22 protein-coding genes are annotated in these 22,192 nt (G+C 41.2%); 15 read left to right on the top strand and 7 right to left on the bottom strand.

Annotated features, from left to right (window positions below; translation table 11 throughout):
- The first annotated feature begins 157 nt into the window (after positions 1–157).
- The 6 genes from AC4MDD_RS05385 to AC4MDD_RS05360 all read left to right on the top strand — a co-directional run bounded on the left by AC4MDD_RS05385 (position 158) and on the right by AC4MDD_RS05360 (position 5,721).
- Complete coding sequence (locus tag AC4MDD_RS05385) at positions 158–1,093, top strand: ABC transporter ATP-binding protein (protein ID WP_286405879.1); 936 nt, start codon at positions 158–160, stop codon at positions 1,091–1,093.
- On the top strand, positions 1,090–1,863 hold the full coding sequence (locus tag AC4MDD_RS05380; RefSeq protein ID WP_004982514.1) for an ABC transporter permease: 774 nt from the start codon (positions 1,090–1,092) through the stop codon (positions 1,861–1,863). Before AC4MDD_RS05385 ends, AC4MDD_RS05380 begins: the two co-directional genes overlap by 4 nt.
- Positions 1,863–2,675 (top strand): NADPH-dependent 7-cyano-7-deazaguanine reductase QueF, encoded by an 813-nt coding sequence (gene queF / locus AC4MDD_RS05375; protein WP_491882412.1) that lies wholly within the window; start codon positions 1,863–1,865, stop codon positions 2,673–2,675. The genes AC4MDD_RS05380 and queF overlap by 1 nt, the downstream gene beginning before the upstream one ends.
- 27 nt (positions 2,676–2,702) lie before the next feature.
- Complete coding sequence (locus AC4MDD_RS05370; protein WP_004695843.1) at positions 2,703–3,353, top strand: hypothetical protein; 651 nt, start codon at positions 2,703–2,705, stop codon at positions 3,351–3,353.
- A gap of 470 nt (positions 3,354–3,823) precedes the next feature.
- On the top strand, positions 3,824–4,825 hold the full coding sequence (gene mltB, locus AC4MDD_RS05365; protein ID WP_062033930.1) for a lytic murein transglycosylase B: 1,002 nt from the start codon (positions 3,824–3,826) through the stop codon (positions 4,823–4,825).
- 287 nt (positions 4,826–5,112) lie between these two features.
- Positions 5,113–5,721 (top strand): septal ring lytic transglycosylase RlpA family protein, encoded by a 609-nt coding sequence (locus AC4MDD_RS05360; protein WP_004695839.1) that lies wholly within the window; start codon positions 5,113–5,115, stop codon positions 5,719–5,721.
- Positions 5,722–6,364: 643 nt separating this feature from the next.
- Here AC4MDD_RS05360 and AC4MDD_RS05355 read toward each other — a convergent pair.
- The 6 genes from AC4MDD_RS05355 to rpsB form a co-directional block, all read right to left on the bottom strand.
- Positions 6,365–6,682, bottom strand: coding sequence for an AzlD domain-containing protein (locus tag AC4MDD_RS05355; protein ID WP_491882411.1), 318 nt, complete (start codon positions 6,680–6,682; stop codon positions 6,365–6,367).
- Between the two features lie 3 nt (positions 6,683–6,685).
- Complete coding sequence (locus AC4MDD_RS05350) at positions 6,686–7,318, bottom strand: AzlC family ABC transporter permease (protein WP_227518648.1); 633 nt, start codon at positions 7,316–7,318, stop codon at positions 6,686–6,688.
- Positions 7,319–7,455: 137 nt separating this feature from the next.
- Entirely contained in the window at positions 7,456–8,289 is an 834-nt protein-coding gene (locus AC4MDD_RS05345) for an AraC family transcriptional regulator (RefSeq protein WP_491882410.1), read from the bottom strand.
- Between the two features lie 67 nt (positions 8,290–8,356).
- On the bottom strand, positions 8,357–8,851 hold the full coding sequence (locus AC4MDD_RS05340; protein WP_004695827.1) for a DUF3465 domain-containing protein: 495 nt from the start codon (positions 8,849–8,851) through the stop codon (positions 8,357–8,359).
- A gap of 82 nt (positions 8,852–8,933) precedes the next feature.
- Positions 8,934–9,809 (bottom strand): translation elongation factor Ts, encoded by an 876-nt coding sequence (gene tsf, locus AC4MDD_RS05335; RefSeq protein WP_004695824.1) that lies wholly within the window; start codon positions 9,807–9,809, stop codon positions 8,934–8,936.
- Between the two features lie 141 nt (positions 9,810–9,950).
- Positions 9,951–10,700 (bottom strand): 30S ribosomal protein S2, encoded by a 750-nt coding sequence (gene rpsB, locus AC4MDD_RS05330; RefSeq protein ID WP_004982536.1) that lies wholly within the window; start codon positions 10,698–10,700, stop codon positions 9,951–9,953.
- A gap of 207 nt (positions 10,701–10,907) precedes the next feature.
- Between rpsB and map the strand changes: the two genes are divergently transcribed.
- The 5 genes from map to AC4MDD_RS05305 all read left to right on the top strand — a co-directional run bounded on the left by map (position 10,908) and on the right by AC4MDD_RS05305 (position 15,746).
- Positions 10,908–11,735, top strand: a complete 828-nt coding sequence (map, locus tag AC4MDD_RS05325; RefSeq protein WP_004695821.1) for a type I methionyl aminopeptidase — start codon at positions 10,908–10,910, stop codon at positions 11,733–11,735.
- A 328-nt stretch (positions 11,736–12,063) separates the two neighbouring features.
- Positions 12,064–13,134, top strand: coding sequence for an OmpW/AlkL family protein (locus AC4MDD_RS05320; RefSeq protein WP_078426464.1), 1,071 nt, complete (start codon positions 12,064–12,066; stop codon positions 13,132–13,134).
- Positions 13,135–13,286: 152 nt separating this feature from the next.
- Complete coding sequence (locus AC4MDD_RS05315) at positions 13,287–14,495, top strand: MFS transporter (protein ID WP_236769713.1); 1,209 nt, start codon at positions 13,287–13,289, stop codon at positions 14,493–14,495.
- Positions 14,488–14,622 (top strand): hypothetical protein, encoded by a 135-nt coding sequence (locus AC4MDD_RS05310; RefSeq protein ID WP_004982541.1) that lies wholly within the window; start codon positions 14,488–14,490, stop codon positions 14,620–14,622. The genes AC4MDD_RS05315 and AC4MDD_RS05310 overlap by 8 nt, the downstream gene beginning before the upstream one ends.
- Positions 14,623–14,789: 167 nt before the next feature.
- Positions 14,790–15,746, top strand: a complete 957-nt coding sequence (locus AC4MDD_RS05305; RefSeq protein ID WP_281963719.1) for a TauD/TfdA dioxygenase family protein — start codon at positions 14,790–14,792, stop codon at positions 15,744–15,746.
- Positions 15,747–15,866: 120 nt separating this feature from the next.
- Here AC4MDD_RS05305 and serC read toward each other — a convergent pair whose 3' ends face one another.
- A complete protein-coding gene (gene serC / locus AC4MDD_RS05300; protein ID WP_004982544.1) occupies positions 15,867–16,946 on the bottom strand; it encodes a 3-phosphoserine/phosphohydroxythreonine transaminase in 1,080 nt (359 codons plus the stop codon).
- Positions 16,947–17,287: 341 nt separating this feature from the next.
- On the opposite strand from serC, the gene AC4MDD_RS05295 reads away from it, so the two are divergent.
- From AC4MDD_RS05295 to AC4MDD_RS05280, 4 genes are read left to right on the top strand one after another with little or no spacing between them, the layout of a single operon-like run.
- Entirely contained in the window at positions 17,288–18,796 is a 1,509-nt protein-coding gene (locus tag AC4MDD_RS05295; protein WP_114837179.1) for a TolC family protein, read from the top strand.
- A gap of 21 nt (positions 18,797–18,817) precedes the next feature.
- A complete protein-coding gene (locus AC4MDD_RS05290; protein WP_491882409.1) occupies positions 18,818–19,966 on the top strand; it encodes an HlyD family secretion protein in 1,149 nt (382 codons plus the stop codon).
- The gene (locus AC4MDD_RS05285; protein WP_491882408.1) at positions 19,966–21,096 is read left to right on the top strand and encodes an ABC transporter permease; all 1,131 of its coding nucleotides are present in this window, start codon (positions 19,966–19,968) and stop codon (positions 21,094–21,096) included. Before AC4MDD_RS05290 ends, AC4MDD_RS05285 begins: the two co-directional genes overlap by 1 nt.
- Positions 21,093–22,181 carry an ABC transporter permease gene (locus tag AC4MDD_RS05280; protein WP_279701517.1) on the top strand — a complete coding sequence of 363 codons (1,089 nt, stop codon included), beginning with the start codon at positions 21,093–21,095 and terminating at the stop codon, positions 22,179–22,181. Before AC4MDD_RS05285 ends, AC4MDD_RS05280 begins: the two co-directional genes overlap by 4 nt.
- The last annotated feature ends 11 nt before the right edge of the window (positions 22,182–22,192 follow it).

Below are 22,192 nucleotides of genomic sequence, written 5' to 3'. Positions count from 1 at the left end.
AAATCACAAGGTAAAGCATCTATATAGCTTAGAGTGATTTTCCTGCTTATGCTTTATACAATGTTCCATATCTGCAACACAGAATTGCGAGTAGATTACTTGGTTTATTAGGCATAATCGCTCACAATAGTGCCACTATTAATCATTCGAGAATTTCATGACTGATGCATTGACGTTAAGAGATTTGTCCAAAACCTATAAAAATGGGTTTCAGGCTTTAAAAGGCATCGATTTAACTGTTCCTGAAGGCGAGTTCTATGCCCTTCTTGGACCAAATGGTGCAGGCAAATCTACAACGATTGGTATTATCAGCTCATTGACCAAGAAAACCTCAGGCACTGTCGAAATTTTTGGACATAATCTCGATACACACCCCTCTCAAGCCAAACAGTGCTTAGGAGTTGTACCTCAAGAGTTTAACTTCGGTCAGTTTGAAAAAACCTTCGATATCTTAGTCACACAAGCGGGCTATTATGGTATTCCTAAAAAAATTGCGGAAGTTCGTGCCGAAGAATATTTAGAAAAACTCGGCTTATGGGAAAAACGCGGCGTTCAAGCCCGTATGCTTTCGGGCGGTATGAAACGTCGCCTGATGATTGCCCGTGCCATGATGCATGAACCGAAACTCCTTATTTTAGATGAACCCACAGCAGGGGTTGATATTGAGCTGCGCCGTTCGATGTGGGACTTCCTCACAGAAATGAACAATAAAGGTACATCGATCATTTTAACCACACACTATTTAGAAGAAGCGGAAATGCTGTGTCGTCGAATTGCCATTATTGACCGTGGTGTCATTAAAGAAGACACCAGCATGAAAAATTTCCTTAATCAACTCAATGAGGAAACCTTTATTTTTGATTTGGCCGCACCGATTGAACCAATTCATATCGACATCATTGGGGTTCGTTTCCATTTAGTCGATACCGTGACTTTAGAGGTGACCATGGATAGAGCGCATACCCTCAATGACTTATTTCAATTGCTCGAATCGCAAGGAATCCAAGTCCGCAGTATGCGCAATAAATCCAACCGTTTAGAAGAACTGTTTGTGAAGATGGTCGAAAAAAATCTCGAAGGAACTACGCCATGAACTTAAATCAACTTAGCGTAGCTTTATATACTCTGGTGCATAAAGAAATTCGCCGCTTTATGCGCATCTGGCCGCAAACCTTACTTCCACCTGCCATTACCATGAGTTTGTACTTTGTGATTTTTGGTAATTTGGTCGGTTCTCGTATTGGCGAGATGGGCGGATTTAGCTATATGCAGTTCATCGTACCTGGCCTGATTATGATGGCGGTGATTACCAACAGTTATGCTAACGTTTCTTCGAGCTTTTTTAGTGCCAAATTTCAAAAAAGCATTGAAGAGCTGATCATGAGTCCTGTACCTTTGCATGCCATTTTATGGGGCTTTGTCTTAGGCGGTGTGTGTCGTGGGGTCTTGGTCGGTATCATTGTGACGGCCATGAGTTTATTTTTTACTGACCTTTATATTACCAATTGGTTTGTTACCATTTACACCGTCTTGGTCACCTCGTTCTTATTTTCACTAGGTGGTTTTATCAATGCGGTGTATGCGAAATCTTTTGATGATATCTCCATCATCCCAACCTTTGTGCTGACGCCTTTAACTTATTTAGGTGGCGTATTTTATGCCATTTCAGCACTCAGCCCTTTTTGGCAAAATTTATCGTTGATCAATCCGATTGTATATATGGTCAATGCTTTTCGTTTCGGTATCTTAGGTCATAGTGATGTTAACGTCGTCGTCTCCCTATCTGTTATGACCATATGCTGTGCAGTGCTTTATGGCATTGCTTACTATTTACTTTCTCGTGGTTCAGGAATGCGTGAATAATGAGTGTAGAACATTCTCTTTTGGGTAAAGACACCAATTACCCTACAACTTATCAACCCGATATTCTTTTTCCTATCGCCCGTGCCACAGCACGTGAGCACTATGCACATGTTGAAGGTATTCAACAAGGTAAAGACTGGTGGCATGTTTTTGAAATTTCTTGGTTAAATCACCATGGTGTTCCTCAAGTTGCCATTGGTCGCATCAGCCTGCCGGCCACATCGCCCAACCTCATTGAGTCAAAGTCATTAAAACTCTACTTTAATAGCATGAACTTTACTCAGTTTGAGTCTAAAGCTGCATTTAAAGCAACGGTTGAACAGGATTTATCGGCGGCGGCTGGCGCAGATGTGAATATTGATCTTTTTCATGTCGATGATGTGGAAATTAGTCAACCTGAAGGCATCTGTATAGATGAACTGATTCCGACCCAATTGGAAAATCATCCCAATGCAAATCTGTTGACATTAGATGACGCTGCGGAAGATGTTGAAGTACAGATTTACTCGCATTTACTCAGAAGTAACTGTCCAGTCACTGGACAACCTGATTGGGGCACGGTATTTATCCGATATAAAGGTAAAAAGCCTTGTTATAACAGTATACTGGCTTATATTATCTCTTATCGTCAGCACAACGGTTTTCACGAACAATGTGTGGAACAAATATTTGCCGATATTTGGCAAAATTTGAAACCTGAAAAGCTGATGGTGTACGCAGCTTATACACGCCGTGGTGGTTTAGACATTAACCCTTGTCGTGTGTCAGATGTGTCATGGATGCCCCGCCCAATTCGATTGGCACGACAATAAAATAAAGAACATTGAGGTTAATACACGATGCCATTTTTTGGTTTTATTCCATCGACTGAACTTTTACAGACTATTCAAACTGCTCAGCAGAAGAAAGACTCAAGTGAACCTTTATATCCACTTCGTGATAAAACAGCACTCCTCATCAATGATGAAATTATTGATGCCATTTTGACTGAGTTAGTTCGCCGTTTTCCACCGAGTGATAAACGTGACACAGCCGAGAAACTGGCTGGCTATATTAAGTCAACAGTTGCGGTTTTGTTGAAGCAGCTTTTAGGCAAATCATCGAATGATGTGGTTCAAGCATCGATTCAGTTTTCTGAAAAAAGCTTGTTTAAAGATGCTGAAGGTCAGTTCCGTGTGGGTGAAGCGTTAGATGCAAGCTTAGTGACCAGCCTCAAATATAACTATGCTGAAATTAAAGCAGGCAATGAAGTAGATAAAGCCGCGTTAACCGAACTGTATAAACAGTTTGCTGAAGCGACTGTACGCCACTTCATGAATGACTTTAATAAAACCCTCGATTTGGGCATGATTAAGCGTAAAGCAGCCGATATCGGTTCTGCAGCTGTCATTAAAGCAGTGCATATTGCTGCCAATAAAATCATCCCCAATTTAACCAAAGATGAACTTTTAGCTTTAGCTGAATATCACGACACCTTATTTCATGCTTAAGTACTAAAAGTCTTCGAGACTTTTCAGATCAAAATGACTCTACTTGTGTAGGGTCATTTTGGTTTCTAAGCTGTAATTTCTTAGTCTTTATATAAAGCCATATATAAAGTCCATATATAAGCTGAGACCAGATCTTTTTGTCATTGTCACTAGACCCTAAACACTACAATTTTAATTGCCTCTATATAAGGAAGACTTTTTATATCAGTCAGTAAAACTTGACTTATATAGTCACGTAAATATTCTGCCTGAAAAACTGTGCCATTTTGATTGATCTGTCCTTTATATAGGCTGAGTTTGTCTTTTTTTGTATACCTATTTGCCCGCTTCAGTACAGACAATGTTATCTTAAAGCCTATTCACGCTAGACTCCGTTCACAAGAATTTCGACATAACAGAAACGCGAACTATGGGCATTCCCCTATTCGCTTTGCTCCACTGCCAATAACGACTCTGGAAATTAGACTTCTATGTTAAATTTAAACTTTTATAACAAAGTTAAACGTTTACCTTTATTGATTGGCGCTTTGTCGATCACCAGTTTTTGCCAAGCCAACGATTTCGCTTCTCATCCTGACTATTACAGCTTTAAACAAAAAACCATGCAAAATTATGGTCTGTCTGCTGAGCAAGTCGATTGGGCGATGAATGGTTCTAAAAATGTACCCAACATCATCAACATTATGAACCGCCCTGGTGAAAGTAAACCGTGGTACGAATATAAAACCAACTTTATGGCGGAAAGCACCATTCAACGTGGTGTCCGTTTCAAAGCCCAATATGCAGATACTTTAAACCGCGCCGAACAACAATTTGGTGTACCTCAATCAGTCATTCTCGGCATTTTAGGGGTAGAAACAGGTTTTGGGAGCAATAAAGGTAATTTTGTGACCCGTGATGCCTTAGCCACTTTAGGTTTTGGTTACGAACGCCGTAAGCAATATTTCCAAGATGAACTCAGTGCTTTAATCGCATGGAGCTATAAAGATGGCGTGCCAACCAACTCGGTTGTAGGTTCGTATGCAGGTGCAGTTGGCTATCCACAATTTATGCCTAGCAATATTCCAAAGTTTGGGGTGGATTATGACGGCAATGGTCATGTCGATTTACGAAATTCAGCGGTCGATGCGATTGGTTCAATTGCCAACTATTTAGCAAATCATGGCTGGCAACGTAATCAGCCAATTGGATTCGCAGCACGCTATAGTGGCTCGAATCCTGAAGCGGTCATTGCCAAAGATTTAACTTTACCGACACCTTATGGCGTTTTAAAAAATCAGGGCATTCAACCGACCAATCCGATTGTCAAAATCGATGATTTAGATATGGTGAATGTGATCCAACTACAGGAAAATTATGGGCAAAGTTATTACATCACTTACCCTAACTTTCAGGTGATTACGACCTATAACAAGAGCCGTATGTATGCGACTGCAGTGTGGCAATTAGGGGCTGAAATTGCTAGCCGATAGGGCTAGCTTTTTACTCAAGCTTGAGATGTCAATAAAAAAATATTTAAAAATGATGTAAATTTCGGCATTTTTCACACCTTGTTACAATATTGATTATTTTTTAATCAAAAAATGTTCGGTTTATGTAGTTTTTATCGTTATTTTAATTAAACACTAGACATGCTTATGACTGCATGAATATTATCCATTTCGTCAAATGTTGTTGCAAAAGTGAATTAACAGGCAAGTTTTTTTATCTTTCAACCACTTAGTTTAAAGAAAAAAGTATTGTCTTTTGGAGTTTATAAATGCAGTCTTCACTTAAATATATACTGGCCATTGCCTCGACCATCGCGCTGAGCCAATCGCAAGCAGAGATGGTTCAGTCATCATTTACCAATGATAACGATAACTCTCGCCTAGCTGCGCGTGTCTTGAATAAAGATGCTCAAGGCTTCAACTCACACTTCTCAAATTTAAATAGCCTTTCAATCACTGAACGTTCAGGCGATAAGATTCGTCGCGAAACAATCGCTGCAAAAATTGAGATCCCTGAAGAAGAGCCTTCAGTGATTGAAAAGTTAAATACTGTTGCATCAAATACAGTACGTAAGTTTAGTCAAACGGGCATGGCGTCTTGGTATGGTCGTCAGTTCCACGGTCGTAAAACAGCAAGTGGTGAAACATTCGATATGAATGCATTAACTGCAGCTCATCGTAGCTTGCCACTAAACTGCTTTATTCGTGTAACGAATAAAACCAATGGTAAAAGTGTTGTGGTTAAAGTAAATGACCGCGGCCCATTCCACGGTAACCGCGTGCTTGATCTTTCTTATGGTGCTGCTAAGCAACTGGGTATTACCAATGCAGGTACTGCGAAAGTCAGCATTGAACGTATTGATGGACCAAACTCTTAAGATTCTTTCCTACAGCACGCATTTGACAGCAAAGCCACAGTAATGTGGCTTTTTTATTGTCCTATCTTTGCCTAATGTTTTACACAATCGTAAACAGCTCGATCTCCATCATTTGATCTCTACCAGATGCTTAGTTTGTATAAGATGCGAAATCTAATCGATCCGATTTTTTGAAGTGAGTGCGCTCACATTTTTACAGCGGTGGAAGACTAGCAGAATTAAATATTTTCTCGGCTCATTCTTATCTGATCAAAGCCAATTTTTCTACCCACCCTGAACTGTAGTTTTAAGCATTCGTCAAATTCAAATGATTTTATGAATTACCTAGTAAATTAAGCGCCATTTTTGCGATATTAGATTCACTATTGCCCTGCTTGTTTTATATAATTGACTCAATTCTATGGACCAAAACTAAAAAGAAAACCTTCTTATTTCTTCAAAGTTCTCAAACCCCGCCTCATTTGCTCTATTTTCAACTTTTTTAGTTCCTCAATCAAAGCTACGCCAATTTGATAGACATAGAAAAAATCGCAAATGGTGAGCATTTAGAGCAACACAAATTTAAAAGCAATGAAAAAGATCGGGCTCTCACACTTTTTTATCCTTTTTTCGGTATTTTATGGGCCTATTTGCTGATGAAATGCTAGAAATCGAATAACAGATTCAGACCGTAAAAAAAACCTAAACTCAGCAAAATACTAAGCAATAATTTTCTCGTCAAAAGAGTGACTAACAGCGTAAAAATTGCCCCATAAAAATAGCTATTTTCAAATACCCCTTTCCAGTATCCGCCTTCGAAAAAAACCAGTGGCAAACAAATCGAAACCATCAGGCAAGGCGCCGCATATTTCAGCATGCGTGTCGCAAATTTAGGCAGCCGAATTTGAGTTTTAGGCTCTAAAAATAAATACTGATTAAAAAAGGTGACACAGGTCAAGCTCAAAACAAATAACCAGGTCATGTTTTAGTCCTCCACTCGATCAAAGAGCGCAGCAACCCACATGCCACTAAATCCAGCCAGCAAAATAGCTGATCCAAGCTCGAACCAACTCAAAATCAGCACCATGATCGATGAACTCACCACGCCATAAATTGCGGCCTTATTTTGAATCAGCATCACAGCCATAACCAAGAGCACCACCACAATTGAAAATTCTAAGTGGAGAGTTGAAAGATCAGGTACTTTATTTGCTAGCAAAATACCCATTAGACTAAACAACACCCAACTGACATAAAAGCTGAATCCTGCACCCAACATATAGGCATAAGACGGCTTTTCCTTCAGCATCGCGGTGGCGTAGAGTTCATCGGTTAGCAAAAAGCCGATGCTCAGTCTTCTTTTGAGTGACCATGGCTTCACTTCCTCTCTTAAACTCAGTGCATAAATAAAGTGCTGACTGGTTAAAAAAAATACGGTGATCAGAATACTCAGTAAAGATGCACCCGTCATGAGCATACTCAAACTGACCAATTGTGCCGCACCTGCAAACACTAACGCTGACATGCCTACAGCTTGCATGACACTCAGGCCCGCATTAATCGCTGCTGAGCCTGCCAATATTCCCCATGGAATAACGGCGACTGAAAGCGGCAACATATCCTGTACACCACGGAAAAAGCTTAAACTTTTTTGTTGGATCAATTACGACTGCACAGCAGACTCCATTTTTCAATTCGCTAGAGTCAATATGCGGCATACCTTAGATGGCTTTCTTGTATGAAATTGCTGTTATTTTAAATTTTATGTGCCAGATATTGCGCAGGCGTACAGCCCAAAGACTTTTTAAAATGACGAGTGTAATGGCTTTGATCGGAGAAACCACAGAGTTGTGCGACTGTCGCAATCTCGCAGCCTTGTTTAAGTAAATATAATGATTTACGTAATCGAAACTGTACCAACCATGCATGAGGTGGAAGTCCAGTAAACTTTTTAAATTGACGTAATAAATGCCATGGGCTCATCCCGACGACAGCGGCGAGCTCGGCCAGTTGATGCTCTCTTTCAGGTTCCGCAGCAAGTAGTTCTTGTACCAAGACCACTTTACGCTGCGCTTCAGGCAAGTCTTTTAATATTTTTTTAGATTGATTATAACGACTTAATAAATAAGCCAAAGTTGAAATATATAAACTCTGCTTAAACAGTATATTTTTCGGCTGTAACAACAAATCGAACAGCAAATTCAATTGTTCGGCTAGTCCTTCATCATGAACCACAGCTTGCGGAAACCACGGCATAGTGCCGGCTTCATGAAAAAAATCTTGACTCACCTCTTGGATCATTTCAGGGGTCGGATAAATTGCCCGATAACACCAACCAGTTTCAACAGCAGAAGAACCCGTATGTACCTCATCAGCATTGACCAAAATAATATCGCCTTGCGGCGCAATATGCTGATTTCCTGTGCGCAAAAAGGATTGTGCATCTTCATCAATTAAACCAATACAATAGCCTTCATGGGTATGTTTTGAAAACTGCGTATGCTGATAGGAGGCTTTTAACATTTCAAGACCATCAAGTTCCTGAACATGATGGTAATTTACAAATTCACTGGGTCTGATTTCGTGCATGAGTTGGCCTCTCCTGAACACTCAGCATACTGCGATTCAGCAAAACGTATAGAACAAAATTGCTCTACTACTGATAGGTTTTTCCTTGGTGTTTTAACCAACCACCTTCATGGCGCTGTTGTGGATCGTGATGTGTCCAGTGGATCACCCCGCCTTTTTCACTATATTCGTATTCACCATTGAAACCAACGGTATCGCCTTTTTGTAAGCGTTCAATGCGTGGTGCCAAATCAATATTATGTGCAACCAAAACCGTCATTGCATTAGGGAGTTCTACAATAAATTTTTGATGACGAGAACCATCATTATCATCTTTAAGCACAGCCACAACACGCCCTTGTGATTGAACTTGAATATTACTTTTCCGGTTTTGAAACGCTTGGGCAATTTTTGCTGTGCCATCAAGTACTTGATTTTGCGGTTGGCTGGTCTGTGTAGAGGGCTCTACCGCGACTGATGGTGTCGATGTTTGTAATTGATTTTCTTGAAGATCGATTCCGAAATATGCAGCAATCAATAGTATGATCACCGCGCCAATACTCAGGTTGGTTTTGTTGGCCACTTATCTACTTCCTCGTTTTATTTTTATTAATTGTATAAAAAAAGCCCCAAAGGGGCTTTTTTTACTCAAAATAATTTTTCAATTATTTTGCAGCAGCTTGAGCAGCAGCAACTTCTTCAGCGAAAGAAAGTTCAGCTTTTTTCTCAATACCTTCACCCACTTCAAAGCGAGCAAATTGAACAACTGTAGTACCAGTTGCTTTAAGAACGTCCGCAACTTTCTTGTCGTTGTCGATTACGTACATTTGACGATCAAGAGCAACTTCGTTCAAGTATTTCTCAACTGAACCAGTGACCATTTTCTCAACGATGTTTGCAGGCTTACCAGATTCGATTGCTTTAGCTTCAGCAATTTCTTTCTCTTTAGCGATAAGTTCAGCAGATACACCCTCAGCAGAGATAGCAACTGGGTTGAACGCAGCAACGTGCATTGCAATACCTTTACCAGTCGCAGCATCACCTGTGTAAGATACAACAACACCGATTTTTAAACCGTGTTTGTAAACTGCAAGGTTTTCGCCTTCAATGATTTGAGCACGACGAACTTGGATGTTTTCACCGATTTTTTGAACAAGAGCAATACGCGCTTCTTCTACAGTTGCACCATCTTCAAGTTTCAATTCAGCAATTTTAGCAGCATCAGTTTCGCCAGCAGCTAACGCAGCAGCAGCAACTTGAGCAGAGAAACCAGCAAAGTTTTCGTCTTTAGCAACGAAGTCAGTTTGGCAGTTTACTTCTAAAAGAAGCGCTTTGTTACCGTCTTGAGCGATAGTGATTGCGCCATCAGCTGCAATGTTACCCGCTTTTTTAGCCGCTTTAGCTTGACCAGATTTACGAAGGTTATCAATCGCTAATTCGATGTCACCATTCGCTTCTGTTAATGCTTTTTTACATTCCATCATTGCAAGACCAGTACGATCACGCAATTCTTTAACCATGCTTGCTGTAACTGCAGTCATGTCAATCTCCTAAATACGGTAGAAAATGAATTCTTTTTAGAACAGAAACGGCCCAGAGCTGTCTCTTGGGCCGTCTGCATACATGACGCTTACTTTGCCACCATCACATGTCGCAAAAATGACAAGCTTACGTCAAACGCATTAAGCCTCAGGAGCTTCTTTAGCTTCTTCAACTTTAGCTTGTGCATTTGCTTGTGATTGAGCATATTCTTTACCAGCAAGAATCGCATCAGCCATAGCAGAAGCATACAAAGTAACTGCACGGATCGCATCGTCATTACCCGGAATAACGTAGTCTACGTTATCTGGGTTAGAGTTTGTATCAACGATACCGATTACAGGAATACCAAGGTTTTTAGCTTCTTTAATTGCAATTGCTTCGTGATCAACGTCGATTACGAATAATGCGTCAGGTAAACCACCCATGTTCTTAACGCCGCCTAAAGCGCGTTCAAGTTTTTCCATCTCACGAGTACGCTCTAAAGCTTCACGTTTAGTAAGCTTAGCGAAAGTACCATCTTGAGATTGAGTTTGAAGGTCTTTAAGACGGTTGATAGATTGGCGAAGTGTTTTCCAGTTCGTCAACATACCACCTAACCAACGGTGATCAACATATGGTTGACCAGCACGTTGTGCTTGTTCACGGATGATGTTAGAAGCAGCACGTTTCGTACCAACAAACAATACTTTATTCTTTTTGCTAGCAAGGTTGTTAACAAAGTTCAAAGCATCATTTAACGCAGGAACAGTGTGCTCAAGGTTGATGATGTGAATTTTGTTACGCGCACCAAAGATGTATTGACGCATCTTTGGGTTCCAGAAACGTGTTTGGTGACCGAAGTGTGCGCCTGCTTGAAGAAGGTCGCGCATGCTTACGTTGTAATCTGCCATTTTCTTTACCTTAAAGTTTGGGTTAGGCCTCCATATATCCGCATCCTCCACCCTAACGGGCACCCAGAGAAATGTGTCGATATATGTGCGGATTTTATTGCCCCATCGCACAAAGCCCGTGAAATTTATTCACGAAAAAGCATTTGATAAAATGGGCGGCTATTTATACCATAGTCACACACAAATTTCCAAAAGTTTTTAGAGATCATGAACAGTACTTACGAAGCACCCCGTCGACTCATCAAAAGCGCTGAAGACATCGAAAAGATGCGTGTGGCTGGACGACTGGCGGCTGAAGTCTTGGATATGATCAAGCCACATATTAAACCAGGTGTGACTACACTTGAGTTAGATACGATTTGTCACGATTATATTGTCAATAAACAAGACGCGATTCCAGCATGTTTAGGTTACGGTGCAGCACCAGGTCGCCCTGCTTTCCAACATGTGATTTGTACTTCTGTAAACCATGTGGTCTGTCACGGCATTCCTTCAGATGCAAAAGTGTTGAAAAAAGGCGATATTTTAAATATTGATGTGACGGTCATTAAAGATGGTTTCCACGGCGATACCAACATGATGTACATCGTGGGTGGCGAGACGTCTATTCTCGCGAATCGTTTATGTAAAGTGGCACAAGAAGCGATGTACCGTGGAATAGCAACAGTGAAGCCGGGTTCAACCATTGGCGACATTGGTCATGCCATTCAACAATATGTCGAATCGGAACGTTTTGGTGTCGTGCGTGAATACTGTGGTCACGGTATTGGAACTGTGTTCCATGACGAACCTCAAGTCTTACACTATGGTCAACCAAACTCAGGCATGATTTTAGAAGAAGGCATGACCTTTACCATTGAACCAATGGTCAATGGTGGTGATTGGAAAACTAAATTACTGGGCGATAAATGGACGGTAGTGACCAAAGACCATAGCTTGTCTGCACAGTATGAACATACGTTGTTGGTCACTAAAAACGGGGTTGAAGTGTTAACTGCACGTCCTGAAGAAGATTTATCACGTTTTCAGTCTTAAATGATGTCATTGGCATGAAATATGATGCCACCTGTCAAAAAGACCACCTACTGGTGGTCTTTTTTATGACTAAACAAATATTGAATTTGAAATTTATTCTTTATTTTACAAACAGCTAGAACCAAAAAACACCCAACAGTAGCTTTCTATTACATTCATTCATCTGTAACAAAGATTGCAAGCTAGTAACACGATCACACAAAACGGGTTTTGACATTCACAAATGTCAAAAACACATCTCCTTCAAAAACAACAGCTTTATCGTAGCAGCAACCTTAATAATACGCTCTATAAAAACGAATAGTTAATTTGGACATGGAGTCCCAGAATGAAAAAAACATTGCTTTGTGTAGCAACGTCTATTGCTGCTTTACCTATGCTCACACATGCAGATTCACCTTATTTTAGTCTACAAGATGGTGATGGATTTAAACGCTTTTCTGTATCGGTCGGTGCTTTGCACGTTATGCCACAAGGTAAAGCTCAACCCTTCCGAGTTAACACATCGGTTAAAGAAGGCGAAACTGCAAAAGTTGGAGATATCAAAGCACAAACGGTGCTCGACAATATCAAGCCAGGAAGTAGCGTCAATCCTCTCTTAAAGGCTACTCTTGATGGGCTTGCTTTAATTAATGCTGATGTCCCCTCAGCATTAAGTGGGACTGCTGAAATCCGTGGACTCAGTCAATGGGATAATCCAGGTACGGGTTTAGAAGCCGATGATGTCACCACATTGGGCATCATGACCAATTACTTTTTTACCGACAATATTTCTTTTGAAATGAAAGCAGGGATTCCACCGAAAGTCGATTTACAAGGTAAAGGAAAAATTTATGCGCCTTTTTCAGCAACTGCAACACCTATGGGCGGAGCTTTAGGAAATTTAGAACTTGAAAATGATATTTTCATTACCGATTTGGAAGCACACGGCCCTGCGGCATCTGCACGTGCGTGGACACCTGCTTTCGAGTTCCAATATCACTTTGGTAAAACAGGGGTAAATAAATTCCGCCCCTATGTCGGTGTTGGAATGATGTATGCCTACTTTAATGAGTTGGAAATTAACCCACAAACTGAAAAAGACTTGATTGCAGCAGGTCATATGATTGCCAATATTAAAGAAGGAAATGCTGGCGCATCACTTGAAGGGAAAAAGAGTTCAGCCAATCCCAAAGTTAAGCTAGAAGCAACTGATGCCTTCGCCCCTATTGCAACCGTCGGTTTCACCTATGACTTTAATGATAAATGGTTTGCTGTCGGCTCGGTGTCCTATGCTCATCTTAAAAATGAAACCACGATTACCGTCAAAGATGCTACGCACGGTGAACTGATCAAATCCACAGCCGATATTGAAATTAACCCCATTCTGGCTTATGCAGGTGTCGGCTACCGATTCTAAGCTTCAAACAACTACCAAAAAGACGACACCAAGTCGTCTTTTTTCATGAATATTCATTGTTTTTATTGATCAAATAGTCAATTTTTTATCATCGATTTCAGCAAATAATTCACTTAATATAGCGAACTCTAAGCTCATTTTTTGGTTGAAATATGTCAGAAACTCGTTTTTCCAAACCGCTGATTTATATGCTCATTGGAAGTGCAATAATTCTGGCATTATCACTAGGTGTCCGACATGGCTTTGGACTCTACCTTGTGCCTATGAGTGATGAGTTTGGCTGGGGACATAATGTTTTTAGTCTAGCGATTGCGATGCAAAACCTGATTTGGGGCGCTGCGCAGCCCTTTACAGGTGCATTAGCAGATAAATATGGCTCTAAAATCGTGGTTGCCGTCGGTGGTGTGTTGTATACCATCGGTTTGCTGCTCATGGCAGTCAGCTCTACGGGTTGGTTACTCAACTTAAGTGTCGGTCTTATTTTGGGCCTAGCATTATCTGCGACCTCTTTCTCTGTATTGTTATCCGCGGTGGGTCGTGCTGCACCGCCTGAAAAACGTAGCCTTGCTATGGGTATTGCCAGTGCAGCGGGTTCTTTTGGGCAGTTCATTATGCTGCCGTCAACCTTACTACTGTTACAAAACTTTGGCTGGTCTGCGGCGTTGGTCGTTAGTGCACTTTTAATTGCGATGATTGTTCCACTGGCTTGGATGCTCAAAGCTCCCGCCTTTGTTGTACCGAATGCGTCAACCAACCAAGTTCAGCTCAGCTTTAAAGATATCTTAGTGATTGCGAAAAATCATAAACCGTTTTGGTTCCTATCACTTGGTTTTTTGGTCTGTGGCTTCCAAGTCGTCTTTATAGGTATCCATTTACCTGGCTATTTGATTGACCATGGTTTTAATGCAACCACAGGAACTGTTTTCTTAGCGCTGGTCGGTTTATTTAATATCGTTGGCACCTACACTGCTGGTTGGCTAGGTGGGAAATATTCTAAACCAAAGTTACTGATGGGCTTATATGGGCTCAGAGGCATTGCAATTATTGCCTTTTTAATGCTCCCGCTCAGCACATTCACCATCTATAGCTTTGGTGTGGTGATGGGTTTATTATGGTTATCTACAGTACCTTTGACCAACGGTATTGTAGCCAATATGTTTGGTATTAAATATCTGAGCATGCTGAGCGGGATCGTGTTCTTTACCCATCAAGTTGGTTCATTTTTCGGTGGATGGCTAGGTGGTGTGAACCATGACGTGACAGGTAATTATGACTTGATTTGGCTGTTTTCTATTATTCTGAGTGTTTTTGGCGTACTGGTACATTTCTTTGTCGATGAAAAGGCGGTTGTCCATGACTAATTCATTTTTATGGCTCAAATGCGGTATCGGCATTAGCATTATTGCGTTGTTTGCTCTGGCTATTAGCCTTTGGCTGAATACGCCTGACCTGTTTGAGTATTTTAATCAGGCATTTTGCGCTCATTAAATCTGCATATTTTGAGCTCAATATTTCATTATAAAAGAAAAGCAATATAATCATCAGCTTAGTATTTTTTAAATTTTTTCATAAGTTTAGAACTTCTTTTAATTTTAAGATTACACATATTTTGATTACATTTTCTCTAGACCGCATATCTAGAGAAAATAATCAAAATGACCGCATTAACTCAACTTTCACAAGCGATTCATGATGCCCAGCGTTGGCATCAACCTGAACAATTTCAAAATCCAGAAGAAATACAAATTATCCCACTGGCGGAAGAAGCCTTAGGTGCTGTGGTTTTTGGTTTAGATGCCCGTAAAGCCCAAGCAGGAGAGACCATCTATCGCTTGAAAGAAGCTTTGGCTGAACATCTACTTTTAATTTTTAAAAACCAAACTTTGGATGATCTGCAATATTTAGCCTTTGCCAGCTATTTTGGTTCTATTTTCCGCCCAAGTGCAGACAATCCAGTGCTGGCTAGCCAGACTGACACTGGTGTTCCACCCGATGTGGTTCCTGTTTCTAATGCGGTCGGTCAAGGCGACTATACTGGTCATGGCGAACTCACCCCACATGCCGATCACCAGTGGACACCTCTTCCCTCTTTTGGCTCTCTGCTCTATGCCCTTGAGCTTCCTCAAGACGGTGGACAAACCTCTTGGTTCAATACCATCAAAGCCTATGATGCGCTTCCCGATGACGTCAAAAAGCAGATCGACCAGCTACAGCTGATTACTTATAACCCATTCGTCCGTGCGCAAAGTAATACAGGCAATACGGGTTATGGCGACAGCCCTTATTATCGCTTTAAAGATCAACCCATTTTAGGTCATGCCTATCCTCATCCCTTAGTCCGCACACATCCAGAATCTGGGCGTAAAGCGCTTTGGCTCAATACCCGTTCGGAAGTTGAATTACTCAATGTCGATGATACCGAAGGCAGTGAACTGATTGCTGCACTTCGTACGCATATCCTCAAACCTGAGTTTCGCTATGAACATCACTGGGAAACTGGAGATATTGTCTTTTGGGATAATCAGGTGACACTACATTCACGTCGCCCCTTTCCGGTCGATCAACGTCGCTTACTCAAACGTATTAGTCTTGCAGGTGGGCGTCCTTACTAAGCGATAAATAAAATGAATGATTTATTGGTATGACACCAAAATGTCACGATTGTTTTAGATAATCTGTTAAAAAACCAATAAAAAAGCCCATCGTTTGATGGGCTTTTTTATTTCTATGACTTAAGCATTGCGTTTCGCAAAGTCATCCATAAAATTCACTAGGGCTTGCACGCCTTCTAGAGGAACCGCGTTATAAATACTTGCGCGCATCCCACCAACTGAGCGGTGACCCGCAAGGTTCAACAAATGGTTTTCTTCAGCTTCTTTCAGGAAAAGTTTTTCCAAATCTGGATTCGCCAAAGTAAACGGCACATTCATAATTGAACGGTTTTGCACAGCAATTGGATTTGCATAAAAATCGCTTGCATCGATATAACCATAAAGCAGTTTCGCCTTTTCAAGGTTCACTTTATGAATCGCCTCAACACCACCTTGTTCAAGCAACCATTCAAATACCAGACCAGATAAGTACCAAGCATAGGTCGACGGCGTATTGACCATCGAATCATTCTTCGCTTGTGAAGCGTATTTCAAGATGCTTGGAATTTCAGGTTTAGCTTGATCTAGCAGATCTTCACGAACAATAACCAAGGTTAAACCCGCTGGGCCAATGTTCTTTTGCGCGCCTGCATAGATGATACCAAATTTAGTGACATCAACAGGTGCAGACAAAATACTTGAAGACAGATCCGCAACCAATGGTGCATTGGTTTCTGGAATAGCCGCAAACTGAAGACCACCAATCGTTTCATTGTCTACATAATGCACATAAGCCGCATCTTGAGATAAGTTCCAAGTGCTTGAGTCTGCAATGGCAAGTTTTCCATCAATTTGCGTACCCGCTTCAATGACGTTGATATCGCCATAGCGCTGCGCTTCTTTTAGTGCTTTCTCAGACCAAATTCCAGTATGGATATAGTCCGCTTTGCTGTTTTTACCCAACAAGTTTAAAGGAATCGCGGAGAACTGAAGTGAAGCACCACCTTGAAGGAACAAGACTTTATAGTTCTCTGGAATGTTCATGAGTTTACGTAAATCTGCTTCTGCTTTTTCAGCCACAGCAACATAGTCTTTACTACGGTGACTCATTTCCATGATGGAAAGACCCTTGCCTTGCCAATCAAGCATTTCAGCTTGTGCTTTTTCTAAAACGGCAGTAGGTAATGCAGCAGGACCAGCACAGAAGTTGTACGCGCGCATGATTTTTCCTTTCAAAGTGAAACACAATAAAATGATGGCATTTAACCACAGATAGCCAGTGCTTGCAGTAAATTCAACTGAAAATATTTCAATGTAATCTCACCTTTACAGTCAAAAACTCAATCAAGATCAATGATCCAGTTTTAACTCAGCACTGCTCAATCAATTACAACAGCGCTTTCCCATTCACCTAAGCTCAAACGAAAGCATTTCCTTTGCTTAAAAATGTCGCTAATCTATTGATATACATTTGCAAATTAAACAATTCAGTAACTGAGTCAGCATTCAGAACAGTTAGATTATGCGTATAATGTGCAAAAACATAGAAAAGAGTCGTGCTCATGCCACAAAGACTATTCAACATGCTTAATACACCAGCCAACAAATTCTTATTGCGTACATCACTGCCATCAATCTTGTCATTAAGCATGTTCGGTCTCAGTCTCGGAATCAGCTCGACAACTTTTGCTGCATCTATCAGCTATCAACAAGCTGAGCAAAGTGTGTTACAAGACTCGTATAGCACACAGGCCACCCAAGCCTTACAACAAGCCTCAAAACTAGAAGCTGAAGCGGTCAAAGGTTTGGGGCTCCCCCGTATCGATCTGAACGTACGTGCCTATGCTTTTCATAATGAGCTCGATGTGCCTCTTGGTGCACTCAAAAATAATTTAGAACACACACTTTCTCAAAACATTAATGACCGTATAAATCAACAAAATCTGCCACCTAATATTTCTGACCCGTTAAAAGAAGGTATTAATCAGACCATCCATAATGGTGTCGGGCTTATTCCAGATAACTCTCAAATTACCTTAGAAGATCAAGTCATACGCCCGACGATTTCTGCAATGATGCCGCTTTATACAGGTGGGTTAACCTCAAGTGCGAAACAAGTCGCCAATATCAAAGCAAAACGTAGCGAACTCAATACAAAACAACAGCAAGACCTACAACGCTTTGAGCTGATTCAAGCCTATTTCAATGTTCAACTGCAAAAACAGTTACTCGCGTCTAGCCAATATAATTGGCATGCAATGCAAAAACACTATGACAATGCACTTAAACTTGAACAACAGGGCTTTATTAGTAAAGGCCAGCGCATGCAATTTGAAGTGGCAAAAAACAATGCACAGCGCAGTGAGCAAGCCAGTCAGGCCAATTTAAAAGCCAGTTTATTTCAACTGAATAACCTTTTACAAAGCAGCCAAATTACTGAGCTCACCACACCACTCTTTATTAACAGTACCCAAAACCAAGATTTAAATACCCTACTCAAGTCATATGCAGATCAATCGGCTTTAGTACAAAAACTGCAAATGGACACCCAACTGGCACAAGCCAATGTCACGGCACAAAACGCCGCCAAGAAACCCCATATTTTTGCCTTTGGTGAATATAGTCTGGACGATAAAAATAACTGGATCGTTGGCTTAGCCGCACAGTACAATCTGTTTTCAGGCATTGATAAAAACAAAAATGTCCAAGCAGCAGAGTTACAACGCTACGCTTCTGAACTGATGACAGCACGGACTAAACAAGAAATTGAAAATGTGATTTATAAATCGTATAGCGAAGCCACCACAGCGCAGCAAAGTGATCAGTTATTACAGCAAAATATAAAAGCAGCGCAAGAAAATTTACGTATACAAGAACTGTCCTTTAAAGAAGATATGGGAACAGCGACCCAAGTGATCGATGCACAAAATATGCTCAGCGCCTTAAAAGCAGAAACCGCACTGAATGCCTATAAATATGTCATGTCACTGGCGACGCTTCTACAAAGTCATGGTTCGATCCATCAGTTCCAAACCTATTTTCTGCAACCCAATACGCGATTTATTCGTTAATTCTTTGATGAGAGCCATTTAATGAATCAAGATCAAAACCAATCTGATCCGCAAAAACCTGAAAAACAAGAAGATCAAGCGGTGCCATCAACAGAGGAATTAACCACAAATGATACTCAAGAGCAGGCACAGACTGAGAGCGAACAGACTGAGCCAGCATCAGTCAATACGAACACAGAACAAAAGTCCAAAGCGATCAAGCTAATTGGGGGCCTTGCTCTTATTATTCTATTCATCGTGATTGCTTTTGGACTGTGGAAGGCCTATCAACCGAAAACGGTTGAAATCCAAGGTCGGGTTGAGGCAGAAACGATCCATGTCAGTACCAAAGTGCCCAGTCGAATTGATGAAATTTATGTCCATGACGGACAGAAGATCAGTAAAAACCAAGAACTCGTTCGACTGTATAGCCCTGAAGTCGATGCCAAAAAACAGCAAGCACTGGCCAGCTTACAGGCTGCTTTAGCACTCCAATCCACCGCTGACCGTGGCTCTCAGGAAGAAAATATTGCGAGTTTATACGCTAACTGGCAAGCACTGAAAGCACAGCAAACTTTGGCACAAACCACCTATCAACGTGGGGCTAACTTATACCAACAAGGTGTCATCTCACGCCAACGTCGCGATGAAATGCATGCTGCGGCGCAATCAGCCGCTCAAATGACAGAAGCAGCATATCAACAATATGCTCGGGCTGAACGTGGTAGCACCCCACAGCAAAAAAGTTCAGCAGATGCACAAGTGCAAATTGCAAAAGCAGCTGTTGCTGAAGTCAATGCACTTGAAGCTGAAACCAAACTACTCTCGCCCATTGACGGTACTGTCTCTAAAACTTATGGCAAACCCTCTGAATTGGTGGCGATGGGGGTACCGATTGTCAGTATTATTCAAGATCGCGAGCTTTGGGTATCACTGAATATTCGTGAAGACCAATATGCCAACATCTATCAGGCAAAACAAATTGAAGGCTTTATTCCAGCCTTAAATCTACACACCAACTTTAATATTAAGAATATTGATGCCGAAGGCGAATTTGCCACCATTAAGACCACACGCCAAACAGGAGGCTATGACATTCGTAGCTTTAAAGTCCATTTGACGCCTGCGCAAGCCATTCCAGACCTAAAAGTTGGCATGAGTGTGTTGTTTAAAGTCAAAGAGAGCAAATAATGCTAAGCGGGCTACTGCGGGAACTGAACTATTTACTCAAGCATAAGTGGGATCTATGTTTAGTCACGCTTGCCCCACTGTTTATTATCGTGCTGTTTTCCAGCATGTTTGCCCAAGGCAAGCCTGAACATTTGCCTATTGCAATTATTGACCAAGACCAAAGTGAGCTGAGCCAAAACATACAACGCTATTTAAGACTCAACCATACCTTAGATGTCGCCATCGTCAGTGATCAAAATACCGAAGTTGAAAAGCTGCTGAACCAAACCAAAGTTTGGGGTTACGTCAGTATTCCCAATGGCGCCGAACAACGTTTTGTTCAAGCTAAAGATGCTGAAATCAGCATCGCCTATAACCAAAGTTACTTTAGTGTGGGTAACACCATTTCATCAGCCATGTTACTCAGTACAGTTGAAGCCATGGCAGACTATGCTGGTGAAAGCTATTTAGAAAATACGATCCCTTATTTAGATGTACCTACACCACACGTTAAAATTTCGACCTTATACAACCCAAATTTGAGTTATGAGTTCTATTTAGAACCCTTTATGATTCCTGCGATTTTGCATTTATTGCTCTGCTGTTGTGTCGCATTTTCAGTCGGTCAAGAATTTAAGTTTCATACAACGCAAAACTGGCTAAACAATCAATCCGCTTTTAAAGCTATCCTCACGAAAAACCTGACCTATGTACTTATTTTTAGCTTATGGACATGGGCGTGGATGTTTTGGCTGATTGAGATTCGCGGTTGGTTTATTGCAGGTCAACTTTGGTTGATCATGTTGGGACAGCTTTTATTTTATAGTGCCTATGCCTTAATCAGTAGCACCATTGTTCTAGCCACCAACAACTTATCTAAAACCTTTGGTTTAATTGCTGTGTATGGCGGCTCTTCGCTCAGTTTTGCAGGAGTGACTCTCCCCTTAAATAACGCACCACTGTTTACCAAATTTTGGGCCAATATTATCCCTTACACACCTTATGCCAAACTACAAACCGAACAATGGGTCATTGGTAGCCCAATCAGTTCATCGCTATTGCCTTTACTCATACTTATCCTCTATGTGGTCTTTTACGCTGTGACCTCTGTCCTGCTGCTCAAAAAACGAAGCAAAGGAGCAGTGTCATGAAGTCATTTTTGCACTATTACCTCAAGACATTTAAAGACATTATCGCCAATCAGTCGATTTTAACCACGCTCATCCTCTCGGTGATTTTCTATAGTGTTTTCTATCCGACTGCCTACAAAGCACAGCAAGCAGAAGCTTTGCCCATTGTGATTGTGGATGAAGAACAAAGTATCGTGACCAATAACATCATTCAGCAAGTTTCGCTCAGTCCAAATGTTGAAGTGAAAGCTGTGACGGGCAATTTTCTCGATGCTGAAAATATGATTAAACAACAGCAAGCCGATGGTATTTTGCTCTTACCCGAAAATCTTTCCAATAGTCTTCGGCATGGCGAAGTCGGTGGGATTGGGCTCTATCTCAGCGCGGCAAACTTTTTAAAAACCAAACAAATTGGGCTAGGTCTCGCTACCTCAATTGAAAATGCTGTACGCGAACACATGGAAAAATTTGGCAATATTTCACACTTTTCACCAGCCATTTCCATTCATCAAACGCCGCTTTTTAACACCATGTCGGGTTATGGCAGTTATATTTTCCCCGCTATTGCTCCGCTGATTATTCATCAAACCATCGTGCTCGGTTTAGGGATGTTATTGGCCGGATACCGCGAACAGAAATGGCGACCAACGACGACAGAATTTTTTGCGATTTTTTGCGCCATTCTGACCATTGGTATGCTCGGTTGTTTATATTTATTTGGCTTTATTTATTGGTTAAATGACTACCCACATGGGGGAAATTTTAGTGGCATGTTACTGGCCGTGCCGATTTTTATAGGCTGTATCGTGGCTTTAGGCATGTTGATTTCAACATTTTTCGATATGCCTGAGCGTGCAGGACATGTCATTGTATTTACCTCTATTCCGCTATTTCTACTTTCAGGAACAGCATGGCCACACGCCGCAATGCCCGCTTGGATGCAATACTTGGGCAATGTTTTGCCATCGACCCAAGGGATTCAAATGTTTATTCAACTGAACCAAATGGGTGTACCAACTACACTTATTCTGCCGAAACTACTGTATCTCTTTGTGTTTGGTATAGCGTGCGCAGCATTTGCTTATTGGCGTCTCAAGCATCGCTAAATTTTAGAACC

The organism is Acinetobacter sp. CAU_H_29a_1 (genome assembly GCF_058599505.1).
The sequence above is the reverse complement of the archived record's forward strand: the minus strand, read 5'-3'. Positions and strand labels throughout refer to the sequence as shown.